Origin of the sequence: Rhodoligotrophos defluvii (genome assembly GCF_005281615.1) — a bacterium.
Classification (GTDB): Bacteria; Pseudomonadota; Alphaproteobacteria; order Rhizobiales; family Im1; genus Rhodoligotrophos; species Rhodoligotrophos defluvii.
Genome location: NZ_SZZM01000011.1, coordinates 1 through 18,274, shown reverse-complemented (window position 1 = coordinate 18,274; position 18,274 = coordinate 1). Strand labels below are relative to the sequence as shown.

Genomic DNA, 18,274 nt, shown 5'->3' with positions numbered 1-18,274 from the left:
TTCTGCGATTGCGCCCAGCGCTGCCGAATCTGCAGCACCTTGAAGCCGGGTCTTGAGGGCCAGGGCCTGACTGAAGTCCAGGGCAAGGCCCGCTGCGCCAAGCAAAGGAACCATTAGGATGGCAGTCATTATGCCGAAATTTCCAGAACGATCATCCCAAAGCTTACGCAGCATACGTGCCTCCCATTTTCCGCGAGGTGTATTTTACAATATCAGAGGTAAATAATGTTTAATGTTTCTGGTCAGGGAAAGCTTAGCAGCGGGGCACATCAGGAAACAGTGGCTCCCGACAAGCGCACTTAACCCGGTACTTTTGATCATAAAGCATCGGCCTCGGTAATTTCTTTAAACTCGACCCCGAGCTCGGAGAGTTTTTTCCAGCGTATGGTACAGTGGCGCTGCGTACCGTCCTCGAACTGTAGGTTGAACTGGTCAGGAATACCAACGATGTTGTCGAGGATCAGCTTCGCCCCTGAAGCCGACAGGTTGCGAATAGCGCAGTCACGTGTGGCAGAGCCGTTCAGGTAGATGATACGCCCGCCTTTGAGTGACTTTATTCTCGGAGCCTTTCGCCTCTCTTCCATTTTACAACCATCCTCGACGCTTGAAATACACATAGGGAAGCACCGCCGAGCATATCATCAGCATGATTGCCAAGGGGTAACCAAACGACCATCGCAGTTCTGGCATGAATTCGAAGTTCATGCCGTAGATGGAGGCAACCAGGGTCGGCGGGAGGAAGACCACTGCTGCGACCGAAAATATCTTGATGATCTGGTTCTGTTCGAGGTTGATGAGGCCAAGCGTCGCGTCGAGGAGAAAGTTGATTTTGCCCGACAGGAAGCTCGCATGTTCGCCGAGCGACATCGCGTCGCGCTGGAGAAGCTTCAGGCGCTGTTTGCTTTCCTTGGACGTCCGGCGCTCAGGTGTGTCGAGAGCTGCGTGATAGGACACAAGTCTGGAAATCGATACGAGGCTTTCGCGGGTTGCCGTTAGGAAATCACCCTTCCGGCCGATCTGCTCGATGAGCGATTGCAGGTCGCGCGTCTTCTTGGTGACGTTCGAGGTTTTACTCTGGAAAATCTCGCGAGAGACGCCGTCAATGTCGTTGCCCAGCCGTTCCAGCACATCGGCCATGCGGTCGATGATGGATTCCAGAATGCCTAGCATCACCAATTCGCCGTTTGTGCACATCATGCCATTAGCTTTTTGAGCGCGCGCAGCAAAGACCGAGAAGGGCTTCGGATCGACATAGCGAACGGTGACAAGCACCTGTCCCTTGAGAATGAAGGTGACAGGCGATTTGACAGGGTCGTCACCGTCCAGCGAGGTCAATGCTGTTGCCGTCATAAACTCTGCCCCGTCCTCCTGGTAGAGGCGGGCGGAAAGTTCGATCTCTTCCATCTCGTCACGGGTGGGGATGGATATTCCGAGAAGTCCCTCAACGAGCTCGTCCTCGCTAGGGGAAGGATTGACCAGATCATGCCAGATGATGTTTGCAGATTCGTCTGTTGCGTTGTTGGCAAGCGCAAGGTGGTTGTCTTCACGTACGTAGCTACGCAGCATGGCACTCCTGTTCCGACCGTTGCGGTCGCCCAGGTGCCTAGCTCAGACCCAGGGTGACCGATGGTCCTCAATTGTCGGTGACGTCGAACTTCGACTGTCGGGGTTCATCTTCGTTGTCCTTGATCCTGATGACACCTGATGTGTCATCGCGTTGCGAATGCGCCTGTTTCCGAGCCAAGTCAACTAGTGGACCTTTTCATCCGTCGCATAACTCCTAAGTTAAGCAGCACCTTGGCGGGAAAATCCGAATTCCTTGTGGTTCAGTGACTTAGGCGAAACCGTCACTGTCGCATGTCTTTGTCGCAAGTGCTAAAACACCTGCGACATGATTTGCGACAGGAGAAGGCCGTGAACCGCCAACCAGATTCCGACACCGGCCGGGTGTTCATCGGCTATGCCCGCGTCTCGACGCGCGGCCAGGACCTCGACCAGCAGCGGGCCGCCCTTGGCGCGGCCGGCTGTATCCGCATCTTTGAGGAAAAGGCATCCGGAGCGAAGCGGGACCGGCCCGAGCTGGCGCGGATGCTCGACCATTTGCGCGCCGGCGACGTGGTGACGATCACCCGGCTAGACCGCCTCGCCCGATCGACAGCCGACCTTCTGGCGATCGCGGAGCGGATCAAGGAGGCCGGCGCTGGCCTGCGCTCGCTGGCAGAGCCTTGGGCTGATACGACGACGCCGGCCGGGCGCATGGTGCTGACCGTGTTCGCCGGCATGGCCGAGTTCGAGCGAGCCTTGATCGCGGAGCGCACGAGCGCCGGCCGGATCGCAGCGAAGGCCCGAGGCGTGCGGTTCGGCCCCTCCCCTGCCCTCACGGCCGAGCAGATCGCCCACGCGCGCCAGCTCATCAACGAGAAAAACAAGCCGGTTACGGAAGTCGCCCGCCTCCTGGGTGTGCATCGCGCGACCCTCTATCGGGCGCTAGACGGCGCGGCGTTTGTATCGTACGAAACAAAATAATGTGCATTTGTGCACAAGTGCAATGCTGCACTCCTATGCCTTGGCAGCCGATTCGACCTTCTAACGAGGCGAGATAACTTGAATCGCCGCGAATTGTGACAGCGAAAACCCCGGGATTTCAGGGGTTTCGATTCAAGGCATTGCAGAATCAACAATTTTCTGGATTACATGTAAATATGAGTCGTGTAGCCAAGCCACCAAGTAAGGAACTCGTTCGCGCCCATCGGGAGCGGCGACGAGCTGCTGGCCGGGTTTTGGTGAACACTGACCTTCCTGCCGAGATGGTCAAAGCTATCGACCAACTCAAGGAAGCCAGGGGCGTGCGGGGACGTACGCCGATCATCGAAGAAGCATTGAGGGTCTATATCGAGACGCAGCAAGGGACATAACGGCAAAGCCCCTCGCCGTTAGCAGCGGCGAGGGGCTTTAGGGCCGTCAGACACACCGTAGAGACGGGGCCAAACCAATCTCCCCTTATCTACGCTAGAGCACGCCAATCCGCAAGATTGATTCTTGCGGAAACGGGGAAAGCCGTGCCTGCCGTCCACAGTCGTCATGTCCTCCGAATGGAAGGACGGAAGGCATATGTTGAGGACGCATTACGCGGCCGCGATCGGCTGCGCGCGTGGGAACGCGCTTGATGAAATCATGCGGGAAGTCTGGACGCGCTACGGTGCCGGCCAGCTCTCCGACGACGAGGCCGGCGAGCTTATGACGCTTGCCGAGGGCCGCCGGGCGGCGTGGCGGGGATCGGGACAGGTCGGGCTTGGCCTGGTCATGCCCCCACCGGCCGAGCGATGCCCGACGCCGGTTCGCCGGCATAGTCATATCCGGGGGCGATCGGAGGGCCGCATATGGCGGCCGACGACGCGCAAGGACGTTCAGGCGATCTTGAAGGCGGCCGAAATCTACAACGAGGCCGGCTTGCGCCAGAAGGGCGAGCGCAGCGGCCCGTTAGGGTCGGTCGCGCTCGACGTGTTGCGGCTGTTCGTCAATCTCATCGACTTCCGCACCGGCCGGCTAGAGCCGTCAATCACCACGATCATGGATCGGCTCGGCCGGTCGCGCGATACGATCGTGCGGGCGCTGAAGAACCTGCGGGCGCATGGTTTCATCGACTGGCTGCGGCGCTACGAGCCGACCGGCAACGAGGGGCGCGGCCCACAGGTCCAGCAGACGAGCAACGCCTACCGCCTGTCCCTGCCGGAGAAGGCCCGGCAGTTCCTTGGGCGGTTTGCCAAGGCCCCGCCCCCGCCCGACGACCATAGCGCCGCACAGGAAGCCCGCGCGGCCGAGGTGGACGCCTACAAGAAGGCCCTGCCCCTCGATGAGCTGGCGCTGTCCGAGGCCGGCGATACCGCGCTAGGTCGGGCGTTGGTGGCCCTTGGGAAAGCTATCCAGAAACGTGAGTCCGATAACCAGACTGAATCCCAATCTAATCTATATCTAAAAGCGCAAACATAAGCGGTCGCCGCTGTTCGGGCTGCTTTCGCAGCCCTGCGGCGGTTCCGATCCGCGCATAGGCGGATCGGGAAGCGGATACCTCACAGCAAAACCGCCAGCCTCGCGCCTGCGGCCAGCCTCCTATGGGCTTTCGAGAGAAAGCAGGCGGAAAGGTTAGTGACTACTCGTGCAAATGTGCACAATTGCACTTTTGGCTAGGTGCACAGTTTTCCATTGACCCCGGAGCCGGTCGCGTGGCATATTTCAATCCTGCAATTGTGCACAAAGGAGCTTTTGCAAAAATGCGGTGTTGCACATGAAAACTCTAGCTATCGCCATGCAAAAGGGCGGCGTCGGAAAATCGACGCTCACGAAGGCCCTTGGCGTTGCCGGCGCAAAATCCGGCCTCAATGTCCTCGTGCTGGACATGGACGCGCAGCAATCGACCACCCAATGGGCCGAGCGGCGCAAGGACGCCCTGCCCGTTGTGCGGTTTGCGACCGAGATCGACTTGCCGAAGCTCTTGAGCCAGGCCGAGGAAGCCGGTTGCGACCTCGTTGTTATCGACACGCCCCCCGCCCGAAGCACTGAGGCCCCGGCCGCCGTCGAATATTCCGACCTCGTGCTTGTGCCGTGCACGCCTGACATAGAGGCGTATGAGCAGCTTCCCAGGACCGCGCGCCTTGCGCGTTCGAGCGAAAAGCCGGCTGCTGCCGTCCTGACGATGGCGCAGCCGAATAGCCGCGCCGAGGAAGATATTGCCCGCCAGGTCTTCGAGACGGTCAAGCTCCCGATGGTTCCGGCCGTCATCCATCGATTCAAAGTGCATCGGGACGCGAGCCGGGAGGGGCTGACGGCCTTTGAGATCGACCCCGAAGGCAAAGCCGCCGCCGAGCTGCAAGCTTTATGGGATTGGGTGAGTGCAGAATTGCAATTGAGCACAAACGCAGTTGTGCACAAGAGAGCATGAGGAACGATATGGCGAAGACAAAGGCAACCGCGCAGGATTTCCTGTCGAAAATGAAGCTTCCCGAGCAGGAGAGCGAGGAATCCGCCCCGATCGCGGCCGAGGGGGCGCAGATCGAGCCGCGCCGCACGGCGGGCAGGGCCGGCCGCAAGCATATCGGCGGCTATTGCGATCAGGACACGGTTGAGAAGGTGGCGCTATTGCGGGCGCGTCTCGGCCTCGACAATTCGCAGCTCATCAAGCGTGCCATTGATGAGCTTTACAGCAGGGAAGGGGCCGCCCGGAAGTTTGGTGACCGATAGTGCACTTGTGCAGAACTGCATTTGTGCACTCAGTACAAGCGGGATTGCAATCTATAATAAATCGCATACTCTACCGATAGAAGATTGCAAGGAACCAGGTCATGGCAGCAGAAACGATAGACCACAGCACGCTTACGGAGCTTGTAGAGGCCGGCGCGTTGCGCGGCGCGCATGTCGTCGGCCAGCCGGGCGGTTGGTCGCTTCGGGTAAAATATGGGGCTGCGGAGCGTGCGCTTGCAGCGCAACGCAGCCGACAGGTGCGTGTTTTCCGGCGCATTGAAACCTTGGTTTCCTATCTCAAGGACGTGGGAATCGAGCATTTCGACGTGGACGCGGCCGACTATCAGGCCGAGGGTGGAAAGACTCGACCAGATCGGGCCGAGGCGATGCGCCGCGCGCATGAGGCGGCCGCGCATGACAAATGGTTCCGCGATCAGATCGAGGAAGCCATAAAGGAAGCCGACGACCCGAACACCGAATGGGTGCCGCACGAAGTCGTCAAGCAGGACATGGCCCGGCAAAGGGCCGAGTTGCTGGCCCGTATCAAGGGCGGCCGTGAGTGAATATCGTTTGGCTACCGAGGGCGCAGGCCAATCGCACCCACGCCATAGACTATATCGCGAAGGAGAATCCCCGCGCGGCGCTCGATCAGCTCGGGGAGATCGAGCAGCAGAGTGACATGTTGGCGGATCATCCCGAAATCGGCCGTGTCGGACGCCGGCGCGGCACGCGGGAGTTGGTTATCAATCGGACCCTGTTCATTCTCGTTTACCGCGTGCGATCGAGAGCGAAGCGTGTTGAGATTTTGCGGCTTCTACATGGCGCGCAGAAATGGCCCTAGCAAAATCAGGCGGCGAAGGATGATGCAGAAGACGGCCGAAACCATCATCCGCGAGCTTGCGGCACGGCATGGGGCCGAAGCGCAGCGCACGGCGCTGGACGGTTGGGCTGATGATGTGACGCGGCTTTCCGGTGATGCCGTCACCCTCGATTCCGTCGAGGAACTGATAGTTGGCTTGCGCCGGGGAAACCTCGTTGATGGGATCGAGCTGACCCGGCTGCATTCGCGTTACCTTGATGAGCGGGCAGGGCAATAGTGCACACCTGCACAGGTGCATGTCTGCAACCCGCCCCCGGCCGTCCCTACGGCCCTGGATGATGAGAGCGGGCCGGCCGGGGGCTAGCGTCTCGGCCGGTTAATTAAGATTTTACCAATTTTCGCGGTCGACCGTTAAACGCTACGGGGTAAACTGCCGTTTGCTTGTGGAGACGCAGGCCGAGGCTTGGAAACCTCGCAAGGTTAGCGGTAAATGGAGCTGGTGGCGACCGGGTGACGGACGTGTATGTCCAGGCTCCGGCTAAAGGCGTTCGTGCCTGTCTAATCTCAGGTTTTCCAACATCCCGGTCCCCGCTGTCTCCCGCGAATAGTGTTCGCACAGGGCAGGGAGGCGCGATCGGATGCCGGATGAACGACGCAGCGCATGGGGCGGGCCCTTCGGGGTGGCGTTCGACCCTTTGAAAAACTGGCTGGAAGCCCTGCCTAGCCCTGCCGTCTGGCGGGTGGTAATCCTGGGCATGGCCCTGGTCTTCCTTCTGGATTGTCTATTGGCCGGAAGGGGGCTGCGCCTGGGGCCGTTCTACCTGCTGCCGATCTGCCTTGCCTGCTGGCGGCTCAGTTTCCGGGCCGGGTTGTCCCTTGGCGTCGTGGCTGCGATCCTTGCGGCGATTATGGAGATCGCGATTACCGGCCGATCCACCGGCACCGCCCTTGGCAATCTGACGATGAACGTTTCGGCAATCGGTGTCCTGGGCGGGATCGTGGCGAGTTTCCGCCGAAGCGTAGAGCAAGAGCGCGTTTTTGCGCGCCGGGACGGGATCACCGGCGCGTTGACACGGCAGGCATTCGAGCAACAGGCGGAAACAATGATAGAGGCGGCCGCCGAACAAGGCCGGCCGCTGCTGCTGGCCTATCTCGACCTCGACGGCTTCAAGATCGTGAACGATCGTTACGGCCACGAGGCCGGCGACCAGGTGCTCAAGCGTTTCGGGATCGCGGCGCGGGCGGCGCTGCGGCGCGAGGATTGTTTCGGCCGCATGGGTGGTGACGAGTTCGCCTTGCTGGTGTCGCTGCCGTCGATCGAGGACGCCCAGGAGACGGCCGAGCGGCTGCACAGGCGGTTTTCGGAGGCGCTGGCGGATACGGCGCATAAGGTGACATGCAGCATGGGAGCGCACACGATCGCGCCCGATGACGGGGCTTACCTGGACGAGCTGCTGCGCAAGGCCGACCGGCTGATGTATGCGGCCAAAAATGGTGGCAAGAACGGCTTGCGCTTCGCCACGGCCGCGCCGTCGCTCGACGTGGAATTGCCGTTGTTCGCCAACCTGGGCAAGCCCTCGCCCCGGCCGATCCTCGCCACCCGGTTCAGCGATGCACCGGAGGCCGCCGGCAACGCATGAAGGGGCCGCACGATGAAACGGCCGATCTGCTGGACACGCTGCTTTACACGGTCAAGGTGATCGCCACGAGCGGCCCCGACGACAAGCAGCGGATCGCAAACGCCTATCAGGATGCGCGCCGGCTGGCGGCGACGATCGGCCTTGACGACGAAGGCTCGGCGCGGCCGCGCATCGTCGCCTGTTTAGAGCGGTTCAGTGCCTACAAGGACGCCGGCGACGTCGCGGCGGCCGGCTGGATGCTGACCGCGATTCAGGAGCGCGTGGCCGAGCGCGATCTCCCCTATTGGCGAAAGCTGAGGAAGATCGTTGACGTTGCGGTGCGCGAGCTGCCCCGGCCGAAAAAAACAGCATTCCATTGAAACAAAAGCCGCGTCAGGGCGTTACTTGCATGTTGGCGTGAATTGCCGCCGAGGCGTGGAAACCTCGTTAGATTAGATTGCGTTGCCTGCTCCCGTAGCGGCCCGGCCGATCTGGGTTTCTCAAAAGCAGCGCGCCGGATGCTACCTTTGGGCGGCATTGGCGAGTTGATCCAGGGCAAGCGCTACAGTGGAGGAAGGTCACAGGGGGGATGACGGCAACGATTCTCACCGGATTCCGGGTTCTGGTCGTCGAGGACGAATGGTTCATCGCTGACGATCTCGCGTGGCATCTGGAAACGGCTGGGGCGATCGTCCTGGGGCCAGTGCCGAGCGTGCGAGAAGCCTTGAACATACTCAACACGCCCGACCAGCTTCCCGATGTTGCGTCCCTCGACTTCAACCTTCTTGCCGGTGATACGTCCATCCGGATCGCGGAGGAGCTGGACAGGCTGTATATTCCGTTCGTCTTCGCGACGGGCACGCCGGAGCTGATCCCGGTGCTTTACCAAATGCGTCCTGTTTGCCCTAAGCCTGTCGTGTCGGCGGCATGGTTGCAAGCCTTGGCCGAGGCGATGACGATCCGGCCCGTAGGCGAACGCGCTCCCCATTTAGCGCCGAAGTGAGCCGGAGGGCCGTCAGTGACAAAGCCCCGGTGCGATAGCGCCGGGACCGTTTCTCATGCCCCTGCGGGACCGGCGAGCCGTTCGGCGCAGATCGCGGCGACGGCCTCTTGCAGCGCCGTCACACGATCGACCAGCCACGCCAGTTCCTCGCCGGTGATTTCGTAGGCCGGGGAATAGCGCGCGCCGACATAGGCGCGATCGAGGCGGGTAAAGCATCGCTTGGCGAAACGGGTATCGCGCGGCCACACGGCGATGAGCTGCGGGGCGATCCGCTCGGCATGGGAACGCAGGACGGACAGGCGGTGCGATTTGGGGCTGTAGAGCGTCAGGACGGTCAGGACGCAATGATAGAGGCGTTCGACGGTCTGATGCAGATCGAAAGCGGCTTCCTTCTCGTAGCCCCGTCTCATGGCTTCCTGCGCCAGCTCGAAGCGGCGGGCGGCGTTCGGAAACCAATGGCCGAAATGCCGTTGCGCTTCGGCGCGAGCTTCCTCCGGCGCGAGGGTTCTGGGGGAGGCGAGGGGATAGCCCGGAAGCTCATAGAGCACGATTCCGTCGCGGGCTATGTCCACGAAGAAGGGGCGGCCGTGGGTGAGCTGGTCGTTGAAATCCGTGAGGGTGTGAACGATGAAGTTGACCGGCGTGGAGAGCTGGCGCGTGATGGTCAGTTCTTGCAGGAACCGTTCGGCCGCCTTTTCCCATGCCTCATATTGTTCGGCAAAGCCGCCGTAGTTGACGACGACGAGCAAATCATAGTCGGAGCGATAGCCGCTCTTGCGATCCTCGACCCAATCGCCGCGCGCATAGGAACCGAACAGGATCAGCTTGAGGATGCGGCCGCGCCTGCCCTTTTCGGAGAGCTTGGTTTTCAGGGATTCGTCAAATTCACCGAACAGGATTTGCGCCGCGCGCTCCAGCTCGCGGCGCTTCCTGTCGGGCAGATGGGTGAGGCGTTCAGGGAGCGTCATACAGCCCCCGGAACTCTGCATCGGCGTAATAGGCGAGCTTGCCGGCGACGATCGGCCGTTGCCCGGCCAGGAACAGCAATTCGACATTCTGTGGCAGGTTGCGGACCTCATCGGGGGTCAGCAGCGGACGGGCGGTGTGTTGCTCGCCGTAGGAGATCCCCGACTTTTCGGAATCGAGGGCGCGGCTCATGGTCTGGAACACCACGGTTTCTTGGCCCAACAGATCGGAGACGAGCCGGGCGCTGTCGTGATCGTTGACCCCGAACACCTGCAGGACGCCGGCATTCGACAGGAATGTGCCGGCGCGCTGCCCGTAGGTGGCGCGGAGCTGGTGAACGTCCTGCAGGATGGGCCAGAGCTGGACGCCATAGCCGGCCATGAGGCCCATGGCGCGCTCGACGGGGGCCAGATGGCCGAGGGCGGCGAACTCATCGAGCAGGTAGAGGACCGGCACGGCGGGCTTGGCGGGATCGCGGGCCATGTCGGTGAGGCTTTGCGCGACGAGCAGGCGCAGCCAGCGCGAATAGGTCGAAAGGCGATCGGGCGGCAGGACGAGGAACACCGAGGCGTTGCGGCGCTTGAGATCGGCAAAGCCGAAATCAGATCGGCCGAGCACGGCAGTCATGCGGGGGCTATCGAGGAAATGGGTATGGCGTTGCGCGGCCGACAGCACGCCGGCCGCCTCCCGGTCGGATTTGCCGAGGTGGCGGTTCGCGGCGCGAGCGACCAGGCCGGCCGCTTCAGGGGATGCCTGCATGTCCTTCAGGAGCGCGGCGAAGGCTTCCGGGGCAAGGGTGAGATATTCGCGCAGGGTGGCAAGGCTTCGGCGCTCACGCGGCTCCTGGGCGGCGATATGGAGGATCAGGCCGGCAATGAGCGCCTTGGCTTCCTCGTTCCAATGCGCCTCGCCGGCCATGCCCGGTTCATCGAACACGAGGGCGTCGGCCAAGGTGCTGGCATCTTCCGCGACATCGAGGCCGGCCGGGTCGAGCTGGTCGAGGGGATTGAAGGCCGCCGAGGGTTTTGCGGTGACGCCGAAGGGGTCGAGGACGTGGACCGGCCCGAATTTTTCACGGGCGCGGCCGGCGATCCTGGCATTTTCGCCCTTGGGGTCGATGCAGATCACGGAGCGGTCGGCGGTGAGCAGGTTCGGGATGATGGTTCCCACCCCCTTGCCGGTGCGCGTCGGTGCCATCGTCAGCAGATGGGCGGGGCCGTCATAGCGCAGCAGCTTCGCGGATTTCGGATCGCGGCCGATCAGCAGGCCGGAATGGGCGCGGGCGAGGGCGGCGGTTTCCTTGGTCGTGGCGAAGCGGGCCGAGCCGTGGGTTTCGCCGTCCATATCCCCGAAATGGATAATCAGCGGATTGGTGACGAGCCGGAAGGTGAGCGCGGCCAGCACCAGCAGCGTGACGAGATCGAGCGCGATGAACGGGATCGTGCCGGGGCCGTAGCCGGCTTGCTGGAGGGCGAACCGGCCGCCGAAGCCGACGACGAAAAGCGCGACGATGAGGATGAACAGGACGCGGAGCAGCGTTTGCCAGATGCGAAAGGGTGCGGCGAGCAGAGAGAGGAACGCCCATAGCGGATCGTGGGCGGCCGCGCGCAGCATGTTCTTGAAAGCGGTCCATGCAAGCGTTGCCTGGTTCATTGGAGCTTGCCCTTGCCCTGCGGCCGGTCGGACGTGAGCTGTTCGAGCATCTGGCGGGTTATTTCGTCGGTGGCTTCCTCGCGTGCGACACGATCGGCAACCCAGGCAGCAAAGCGTTCCGCCTCATCCTCGATATCGGCCAGGTCCGCGCCGGCCGCGATCCTTGAGAGGACAACGAGGCGGCCGCGCGCCTCGCCGTCCTCGATGGTGGCTCCGAGCGGGATCATCTTTTCGACAATCCGGGCCAGGGGGATTGGGGAGGGCAGGGCGAGCCTTTCGATCCGGATACGCCGACCGAGCGGCAGGGTGTCGATGGCGTCGGCCGGAACGCGCTTTTCGGCATCGACGGGTAGGGCGAGAACGCGGCTCATGCGGGCGGCCCCAAGCAGGAAAGCCGCCTTGACGCCTTCATGGGTTTCGCCAAGCGGGCCGCCCATGTCGCTGTAGGTGAAGGCGATGCGATGCCGGGCGAGCAGCACGTCAATATAGTCGTCACTGACAAAGCCGATCCCTTCGGGGCCGACCTCGCCAGGCTTTCTATCGAGCCAGACGAAATGATGCCCGTCATGGCGGGAGCCGTATGTCGCCTCAATCTCATCCTCTGTGACGAAGGCGTGGCAACCCTCCACGCCAGTAAAGATGCAGGTTCCCGGCTTGCCGGCGAGGAATTCGCGATAGAGCTGCATGGCGTCAGGCATCGGACACCCCCTTGTCGGTCCCGCCCGGCTCGGCGGCAGGCTTGAGCAGATCGGCAAACAGTTCCTTGTCACCGGGGCGCGTCAGGAAGTCGGGCAGCTCACGCTTGAGCCATTCGCCCAAGCGCCGGGAAAATTCCTCATCCTTGCCGTTTTCGAGCCGATGCAGGACGAGCGCACCGAGCAGCACCTTGCGGCGCGTATCGTTAGCGCGTTCCTGTTTCGAGAGCCGGGCCTTGAGCGTGGCGCGCTGCGCATCCAGTTCGGCCAAGCGTTGTTCGATCGTTTTGCGCGCCATTCCTCAAATCTCCTTTTCCGGTTGTTCGCCTAGACTATCATTCCCGGCCATCTTTTCCAGCATTTGCCCGTTGCGCTTGAGTTTTCGGCGGCTTTGCAGCACAATCCGGGCCTCAGTTCATCGCATCGACCTTGCCGCAAGCGCCACACCGAGCGACGAAAAAGCGTAGCGAATGAGTTGAGAAGGGCGCACTTACGAGTTACTACGTAACTCAGTGCTCCGCCAGCTTGGAGGGTGGCGGGAAAGGCGGAAACGGGATCGAGGCAACGGGTTGGCGATCTACCATTTCAGCATGAAGCCAGTTTCGCGGGCGAAGGGCCGTAGCGCCGTCGCCTCAATGGCTTATCGTGCCGGGGAGAAGCTGACCAACGAGCGCGACGGGATCACGCACGACTACACGGCCAAGCAGGGCGTTGAACATGCCGAGATCGTCTTGCCGGAAGGCGTCAACGCCGATTGGGCGCGGGATCGGTCGGACTTGTGGAACGCCGCCGAGTTTGCCGAGAAGCGGAAGGACGCCCGCGTTGCCCGCGAGTTCGAGGTTGCCTTGCCGCATGAGCTTTCGGCCGAGCAGCGGCTAGAGGCGGCGCGGGAGATGGCGCAGGAGCTGGCCGACCGTTACGGCGCGGCCGTGGACTTCGCCATTCATGCGCCGCACGAGGCGAGCGACGTTCGCAATCACCATGCCCATATCCTTATGACCACGCGGCAGGTGATGGAGAACGGCTTAGGCGAAAAGACCTATCTTGAGCGCGAGAATAAATGGCTGCTGGCGAACGATCTACCGACAACCGATATGCAGCTTCGCGATATCCGCCAGCGGTGGGAGGGGATCGCCAACGAGCGGTTGGCGATGGCCGGTCATGATATTCGCATCGACCATCGTTCGCATATGGAGCGCGGGCTTGAGATCGCGCCGACCGAGCATATGGGCGTCCATGCCACGCAGATGCAGCGTAAGGGCCTGGACGTGTCGCGGTCGCGGCTGGACGAGGAAGCGGCGCAGCGCAACGCCGAGCTGATCCGGGAGAAGCCGGAACAGGTTCTAACGATCATCACCGGCGAGAAGAGTGTGTTCGACCGGCGCGACGTGGCGCGGGCGCTGCATCGCTACATCAACGACGATCCTCAGGAGTTCCAGAACGCCTTTGCGACGGTGATGGCATCGCCGGCGCTGGTCGAGCTTCAGTCGGAGACGATCGACCCGGCGACGGGCGAGATCGGGCTTGCGCGCTATTCGACCCGCGAAATGGTCGAGATCGAATCCGGCATGGTCGCGGCGGCCGAGCGGATGCACGAAGTGCAATCGCATGGCGTCGATCGCCGGCATGTCGAACGGGCGATCGGGGCACAGGATGCCGCCATTCAGCTCAGGGCCGGCGATGCGTCTGCCGGCTTGTCGGATGAGCAGCGCGGGGCGATCGAGCATATCACCGGGCCGGAGCGAATCGCGGCGGTTGTCGGTTATGCCGGCGCTGGCAAGTCCACCATGCTCGCCGCCGCGCGTGAGGCGTGGGAGGCCGAGGGCTATCAGGTCCACGGCGCGGCCCTGTCGGGCAAGGCGGCCGAGGGGTTGGAGGAATCGTCCGGCATCCAGAGCCGCACGCTGGCGTCATGGTCCCGCGGTTGGGACAACGACCGCGGCCAGCTCGGCCGCGGCGACGTGTTTGTCATCGACGAGGCCGGGATGGTCGGGAGCCGCCAGCTCGCCCGGTTCGTCAACGAGGCCGAGGCGCGCGGGGCGAAGATCGTCCTTGTCGGGGATCACGAGCAGCTACAGGCGATCGGGGCCGGCGCACCGTTCCGGGCGATCACGGAGGAAATCGGCCATGCCGAGCTTTCCGAGATACGCCGGCAGCGCGTGGACTGGCAGCGGGAGGCTTCCGTTGACTTCGCCACGCACCGGACGGCCGAGGGGCTGGCGGCCTATCGGGATCGCGGCAATATCAGCTTTGCCGAGACAGGCGCGGACGCGCGGGGGGAGATCGTGCGCGATTACCTTGCCGATCGCGATCAGCGTCCGGACGGTACCCGAGTTGCGATGGCGCATCGGCGGGCCGATGTTCGCGCCATCAATGACGCGATCCGGGCCGAGCTACAGGACCGGGGCGAGCTGGCGCGGGTGGACGAGGACCGGGAGGGGCCGGGCCGGGCGCTGACGTTCCAGACCAATGCCGGCAAGCGCGACTTTGCGACGGGCGACCGCATCGTGTTCCTTGAGAACAACCGCGACCTTGGCGTGAAAAACGGGATGCTTGGCACCGTCGAGCATGTCGAACCGGGCCGCATCATCGCTACCTTGGACGGCCGAGGCGACAGCGTTTCCGTGCCGATGGGCGACTATCAGGCGATCGACCACGGTTATGCGACGACGATTCACAAAAATCAGGGGGCGACGGTCGATCGTTCCTATGTGCTGGCGTCGGGGACGATGGACCGGCATCTCACCTATGTCGCCATGACCCGGCATCGTGACAGCGTGCAGCTCTACGCCGCCCAGGACGAGTTCACCAATGCCGGCCGGCTGGTCGAGCATGGAGCCGCGCCGTTCGAGCATGATCCGCAGAAGTCCGACAGCTATTTCGTGACGCTCGAAAACGACAAGGGCGAGCAGCACACCCTATGGGGCGTCGATCTAGAGCGCGCCATGAAGGAGGCCGGGCCGGAGATCGGGGATAAGATCGGCCTTCAACATGAAGGTTCCACGCCCGTTACCTTGCCGGATGGGACGCAGACGCACCGCAACACATGGAAGGTTCAAGACGCCGGCGAGCTGGCCTACGCCCAACTTGAAAACCGCTTGTCCCGGTCGGGCGTGAAGGAAACCACCCTCGACTATACCCGCGACTTTGCCGAACGGCGCGGGATCGCGGAGCGAATGGACGTCCGCAGCGAGATCGAGATTCCGGCCGAGCGGGAGCGCATCGAGGACCGCGCGCCGAGATCCTCGCAAAAAGTTCGCGCAGATCTCGCGCAGGATCTTCGTGCAGATCCTCGCGAGGATCTCGCCGGCGAAAACGGCCCGCAGGTCGACCAGCAGGCCGAGAGGCAGCGGCGCGGCATGTTCGCCGGCCTCAAGCTCAATGCACGTTCTGCGCCCTCCCAGGAGCGCGGTGAGCCTTCACGGGCGGAGCAGCGGCCGGAAAGAGAGGGGAGCTTGCGGTCGGCGCCGGCGCAAGACCGGCTGGCCGAGCGGTCGCGGCGGCAGTCGCCCCTTGAGGTGGCCGTCGACCGCTATGCGCGAGCCTATCAGTCAATCGACCAGCACCGACGCGAGGGCCTGCCGGTCCTCGAAATGCAGCGCCAGGAAATCCGCGAGGCCGGGCAGCAGCTCGACCAGGTGCGCGACGGCATGAAAGACCTGATGCGCTCGACGCTGCAAAACGATCCGGCGACGGCGCGCGCCATGACCGAGCTTTCCGGCCGGGAGCGTGTCGCCCAGGTCATCGAGGGCATGAAGCACGAAAATGCCGCGCTGCAAGACCCCAATGTTAGGGCCGAGCGGTTCGTGAACCGCTGGCAGGAGCTACAAGGTCAGCGCCGGGAACTTCGCGGCTGGCAGCACGACGAGGCACGCGGCAAGGTCGAAAGCCAGATGAGCGGCCTTGCCAAGAGCCTTGAGCGCGACCCACAGGCAGAGTCCATTGTGCGGAATCGCAGCCGGGAGCTTGGAATCGGGCATGAGCTGCGTCGGGAACAAAGTATCGCCCGTGCGCTGCAAGAGGAAATGTCACGCGGCCAGCGCCTCAGCCGGGGCATTGGCATGGAAATGTAGGCAGGAGACAGCATGACGGAACTGGACGACGACAGGGACGAATTTGGGCCGAACGGAACGGCCGACGACGCCGGCGACCCGGCCGCCGCCTTCGACGCGCTACGGGAAACGGTCGAAAGTCTCGCCGGCGATCTCACGCGGGAAATGACCACCATCCGCAAGGGCGTGGAAGCCGCCTTTGAGGAATTTGACCGGCAGGGGCCGGCGCAGGACTATAAGCCGGAACTGGCGCAGATCGTGCAGCAGCTCGCCCACGTTGGGGAGCGCCTGCAGGGCGTCGAGCAGTCACCCATTCTCCGGCAGGGGGCGCAGCATTATGCGGCTGCGCTCGAGCGCAGCGGCGAGGGCCTGGTGAGGACCGCCGTGCAGCAGCTTGAGCGCCAGGCATCCGACCTCGAGCGCATCGGCAGTGTTCTTGCCTCCCATAACAGACAAGCCTTTCATCGGAAGGATCAGGATTTCCGCATGTGGATGGCCGGCATTGTCGGGGTGTTCGCCGGGATATTCCTGATTTTGCTGTTGCCACGTTTCCTGCCCTTTTCGGCCGACAGCCGCGTGGCCGCCCTTGCCATGGGGCGGGATCGCGTAACCGCCGGCCGCGCGATGATCGAGGCAGCCGACCCGAAGCGCTCGCAGGATATTATGACGGCTGGGTGGGTCTATGAGACGAACCGCGCGGCGCTGGATAAGTGCATCGCAGATATGTTCGAGACTCAAAAAGAACAGCGCTGCGCCATCATGATTCCTGTGGTCCAAGGTAAATAGAAACAGTAGTATAATTTAAATTCTCACCGTTACCGGTGTCACACATATACTTTAAATATATGCTCATGAGTATTGCTTATATCATTTTTATTCGCATTATTATTTATAAATAATTTAGTATATAATAAAAATATAAAATAACAGAGCTAAAAATAACATTATTATTATGAATAGCCACCTTCTGAAGTTATTATGTCGTCGACTATTTTCGCTGTCCCATTCATAACTCATCGTTTTAACTGGTAAGTCGAGGGGAGTTTATGATTTTCTTGAACAGCGTGGTCATTGCATCACTGATACCTTCTGTTGGGCTAACTTCAAAAAACAAGCCTGGTGAAGCGCATTCTTCCATACGTGGGCCAATTTCTGCTTGGAATGGTTTAATCCAAGTGTTGTACCAGCTATTTGTTGGGAGAGGTAAGTATGTTGTGTACAGGACGGCGATCTTATACCCTTTATTTTTGAGTGCTTTGCAGTATTTCGTGTCGATTGGTTCCTGGCAGCGGCCACTGGTCGTTCTTTTTGTACACGTGCTTGGCTTGTAGCTGTCACCTACTCCGTCTGAGACAAAGAAAAGAATTTTCTCGGGCGATGCTGCTGTAAGTCCATTTCCTGGCGTTCCCATTTTGTCCTCGATCTGGGTCAACGCACGGTCGAAATCGGTTTGCTGGTCATTGTCGTATCCCTGATAAGGGATAGACATGAGATCGATTTCGTCGGCACTTTTCTTGGCCGCATCGAGATCGTTGGTCAAATGGGCTACTTCAAGAAGCTTCGTGTCTTCAGCTTTTTCTCCGAAGGTATAGACAGCCATGCGATATTGATTACTGCTTTTGCGCGAGGCCTTGGCAGTGTCCATCAGTGTTGCCGTGGCTTGCGCGACTACATTGATGCGCGTTGTGACGCCTAGTTTTTTCGCAAGGTTGTAATAGCTGTTCCTGTCCTCGACGCCATTCTTGACGATGTGGCAGGCGAAAGCGCATTTGTCCCGTGTATTTTTCACCATGGTAGAGACGTCGGTTGGGGTTGCTCCTACGCCCATGGAGGGCGTGTTATCGAGCAGAAGGAAAAAGTCTCGAAAAGTTTGTGTTTGGTATTCGGCGGTTGCCTGACCTGCAACTTGTATCAGATCCTTGCCGAGAACGCGTGAGAGGCTGGTGGGAATTGTTGCTTTGAATGTGACGATCGAACTGATCTGATTATCTTTTTTCACAACCCTAGCTTCAAGAGAGTCAAGTGTGAAACCTTCGTTTTCGCCCAACTGCCCCATGAAAAACTTCATTGCGTCGTCGGTGCCTAAGGAGACTTCGCCATCGCCGGACATAAGAATAGCCTTTTGAACGCCAGCGGAACTTTCTGCGATTGCGCCCAGCGCTGCCGAATCTGCAGCACCTTGAAGCCGGGTCTTGAGGGCCAGGGCCTGACTGAAGTCCAGGGCAAGG

The 18,274-nt window shown here is 61.4% G+C and carries 21 protein-coding genes; 13 read left to right on the top strand and 8 right to left on the bottom strand.

Annotation, left to right across the window (positions count from 1 at the left end; all coding sequences use genetic code 11):
* The 3 genes from E4P09_RS25460 to corA all read right to left on the bottom strand — a co-directional run.
* A partial coding sequence (locus tag E4P09_RS25460; protein ID WP_137392473.1) for a TadE/TadG family type IV pilus assembly protein occupies positions 1–174 on the bottom strand: 174 nt, incomplete at its 3' end.
* 143 nt (positions 175–317) lie between these two features.
* Positions 318–584 (bottom strand): PilZ domain-containing protein, encoded by a 267-nt coding sequence (locus E4P09_RS25455; RefSeq protein ID WP_137392472.1) that lies wholly within the window; start codon positions 582–584, stop codon positions 318–320.
* Position 585: 1 nt separating this feature from the next.
* Positions 586–1,566: a magnesium/cobalt transporter CorA gene (gene corA / locus E4P09_RS25450; protein WP_137392471.1), complete on the bottom strand. Its 981-nt coding sequence runs from the start codon at positions 1,564–1,566 to the stop codon at positions 586–588.
* 381 nt (positions 1,567–1,947) lie between these two features.
* Here corA and E4P09_RS25445 point away from each other — a divergent pair, with 381 nt between their 5' ends.
* The 11 genes from E4P09_RS25445 (at position 1,948) to E4P09_RS25395 (ending at position 8,680) form a co-directional block, all read left to right on the top strand.
* Positions 1,948–2,526: a recombinase family protein gene (locus E4P09_RS25445; protein WP_123195994.1), complete on the top strand. Its 579-nt coding sequence runs from the start codon at positions 1,948–1,950 to the stop codon at positions 2,524–2,526.
* A 176-nt stretch (positions 2,527–2,702) separates the two neighbouring features.
* The gene (locus E4P09_RS26810) at positions 2,703–2,915 is read left to right on the top strand and encodes a ribbon-helix-helix domain-containing protein (RefSeq protein ID WP_123195985.1); all 213 of its coding nucleotides are present in this window, start codon (positions 2,703–2,705) and stop codon (positions 2,913–2,915) included.
* A 196-nt stretch (positions 2,916–3,111) separates the two neighbouring features.
* Positions 3,112–3,990, top strand: coding sequence for a helix-turn-helix domain-containing protein (locus tag E4P09_RS25435; RefSeq protein WP_123195986.1), 879 nt, complete (start codon positions 3,112–3,114; stop codon positions 3,988–3,990).
* 295 nt (positions 3,991–4,285) lie between these two features.
* Positions 4,286–4,939 (top strand): ParA family protein, encoded by a 654-nt coding sequence (locus tag E4P09_RS25430; protein ID WP_123195987.1) that lies wholly within the window; start codon positions 4,286–4,288, stop codon positions 4,937–4,939.
* 8 nt (positions 4,940–4,947) lie between these two features.
* Positions 4,948–5,238: a ribbon-helix-helix protein, CopG family gene (locus E4P09_RS25425; RefSeq protein ID WP_239025373.1), complete on the top strand. Its 291-nt coding sequence runs from the start codon at positions 4,948–4,950 to the stop codon at positions 5,236–5,238.
* A 101-nt stretch (positions 5,239–5,339) separates the two neighbouring features.
* Positions 5,340–5,801 (top strand): hypothetical protein, encoded by a 462-nt coding sequence (locus tag E4P09_RS25420; protein ID WP_123195989.1) that lies wholly within the window; start codon positions 5,340–5,342, stop codon positions 5,799–5,801.
* Entirely contained in the window at positions 5,798–6,079 is a 282-nt protein-coding gene (locus E4P09_RS25415) for a type II toxin-antitoxin system RelE/ParE family toxin (protein ID WP_137392470.1), read from the top strand. Before E4P09_RS25420 ends, E4P09_RS25415 begins: the two co-directional genes overlap by 4 nt.
* A 19-nt stretch (positions 6,080–6,098) precedes the next feature.
* The gene (locus E4P09_RS25410; RefSeq protein ID WP_123195991.1) at positions 6,099–6,335 is read left to right on the top strand and encodes a hypothetical protein; all 237 of its coding nucleotides are present in this window, start codon (positions 6,099–6,101) and stop codon (positions 6,333–6,335) included.
* A 361-nt stretch (positions 6,336–6,696) separates the two neighbouring features.
* Positions 6,697–7,698 (top strand): GGDEF domain-containing protein, encoded by a 1,002-nt coding sequence (locus E4P09_RS25405; protein ID WP_133676168.1) that lies wholly within the window; start codon positions 6,697–6,699, stop codon positions 7,696–7,698.
* Positions 7,695–8,057: a hypothetical protein gene (locus tag E4P09_RS25400; protein WP_123195993.1), complete on the top strand. Its 363-nt coding sequence runs from the start codon at positions 7,695–7,697 to the stop codon at positions 8,055–8,057. The genes E4P09_RS25405 and E4P09_RS25400 overlap by 4 nt, the downstream gene beginning before the upstream one ends.
* Before the next feature lie 209 nt (positions 8,058–8,266).
* Positions 8,267–8,680 carry a response regulator gene (locus tag E4P09_RS25395; RefSeq protein ID WP_133676167.1) on the top strand — a complete coding sequence of 138 codons (414 nt, stop codon included), beginning with the start codon at positions 8,267–8,269 and terminating at the stop codon, positions 8,678–8,680.
* A 53-nt stretch (positions 8,681–8,733) separates the two neighbouring features.
* Here E4P09_RS25395 and E4P09_RS25390 read toward each other — a convergent pair whose 3' ends face one another.
* From E4P09_RS25390 to E4P09_RS25375, 4 genes are read right to left on the bottom strand one after another with little or no spacing between them, the layout of a single operon-like run.
* Positions 8,734–9,648: a HEPN domain-containing protein gene (locus E4P09_RS25390; RefSeq protein WP_137392469.1), complete on the bottom strand. Its 915-nt coding sequence runs from the start codon at positions 9,646–9,648 to the stop codon at positions 8,734–8,736.
* The gene (locus E4P09_RS25385; RefSeq protein ID WP_123195981.1) at positions 9,635–11,299 is read right to left on the bottom strand and encodes a type IV secretory system conjugative DNA transfer family protein; all 1,665 of its coding nucleotides are present in this window, start codon (positions 11,297–11,299) and stop codon (positions 9,635–9,637) included. Before E4P09_RS25385 ends, E4P09_RS25390 begins: the two co-directional genes overlap by 14 nt.
* Positions 11,296–11,997: a hypothetical protein gene (locus E4P09_RS25380; RefSeq protein ID WP_123195982.1), complete on the bottom strand. Its 702-nt coding sequence runs from the start codon at positions 11,995–11,997 to the stop codon at positions 11,296–11,298. The genes E4P09_RS25385 and E4P09_RS25380 overlap by 4 nt, the downstream gene beginning before the upstream one ends.
* A complete protein-coding gene (locus E4P09_RS25375) occupies positions 11,990–12,292 on the bottom strand; it encodes a mobilization protein (RefSeq protein WP_123195983.1) in 303 nt (100 codons plus the stop codon). The genes E4P09_RS25380 and E4P09_RS25375 overlap by 8 nt, the downstream gene beginning before the upstream one ends.
* Positions 12,293–12,563: 271 nt before the next feature.
* Here E4P09_RS25375 and traA point away from each other — a divergent pair, with 271 nt between their 5' ends.
* Both traA and E4P09_RS25365 read left to right on the top strand, forming a co-directional pair.
* Entirely contained in the window at positions 12,564–16,067 is a 3,504-nt protein-coding gene (gene traA / locus E4P09_RS25370; RefSeq protein ID WP_137392468.1) for a Ti-type conjugative transfer relaxase TraA, read from the top strand.
* Between the two features lie 12 nt (positions 16,068–16,079).
* Complete coding sequence (locus E4P09_RS25365) at positions 16,080–16,832, top strand: DUF6118 family protein (protein ID WP_239025372.1); 753 nt, start codon at positions 16,080–16,082, stop codon at positions 16,830–16,832.
* A 235-nt stretch (positions 16,833–17,067) separates the two neighbouring features.
* Here E4P09_RS25365 and E4P09_RS25360 read toward each other — a convergent pair.
* Positions 17,068–18,274, bottom strand: a 1,207-nt coding sequence (locus E4P09_RS25360) for a Tad domain-containing protein (protein ID WP_137392467.1), incomplete at its 5' end; no start/stop codon positions are given.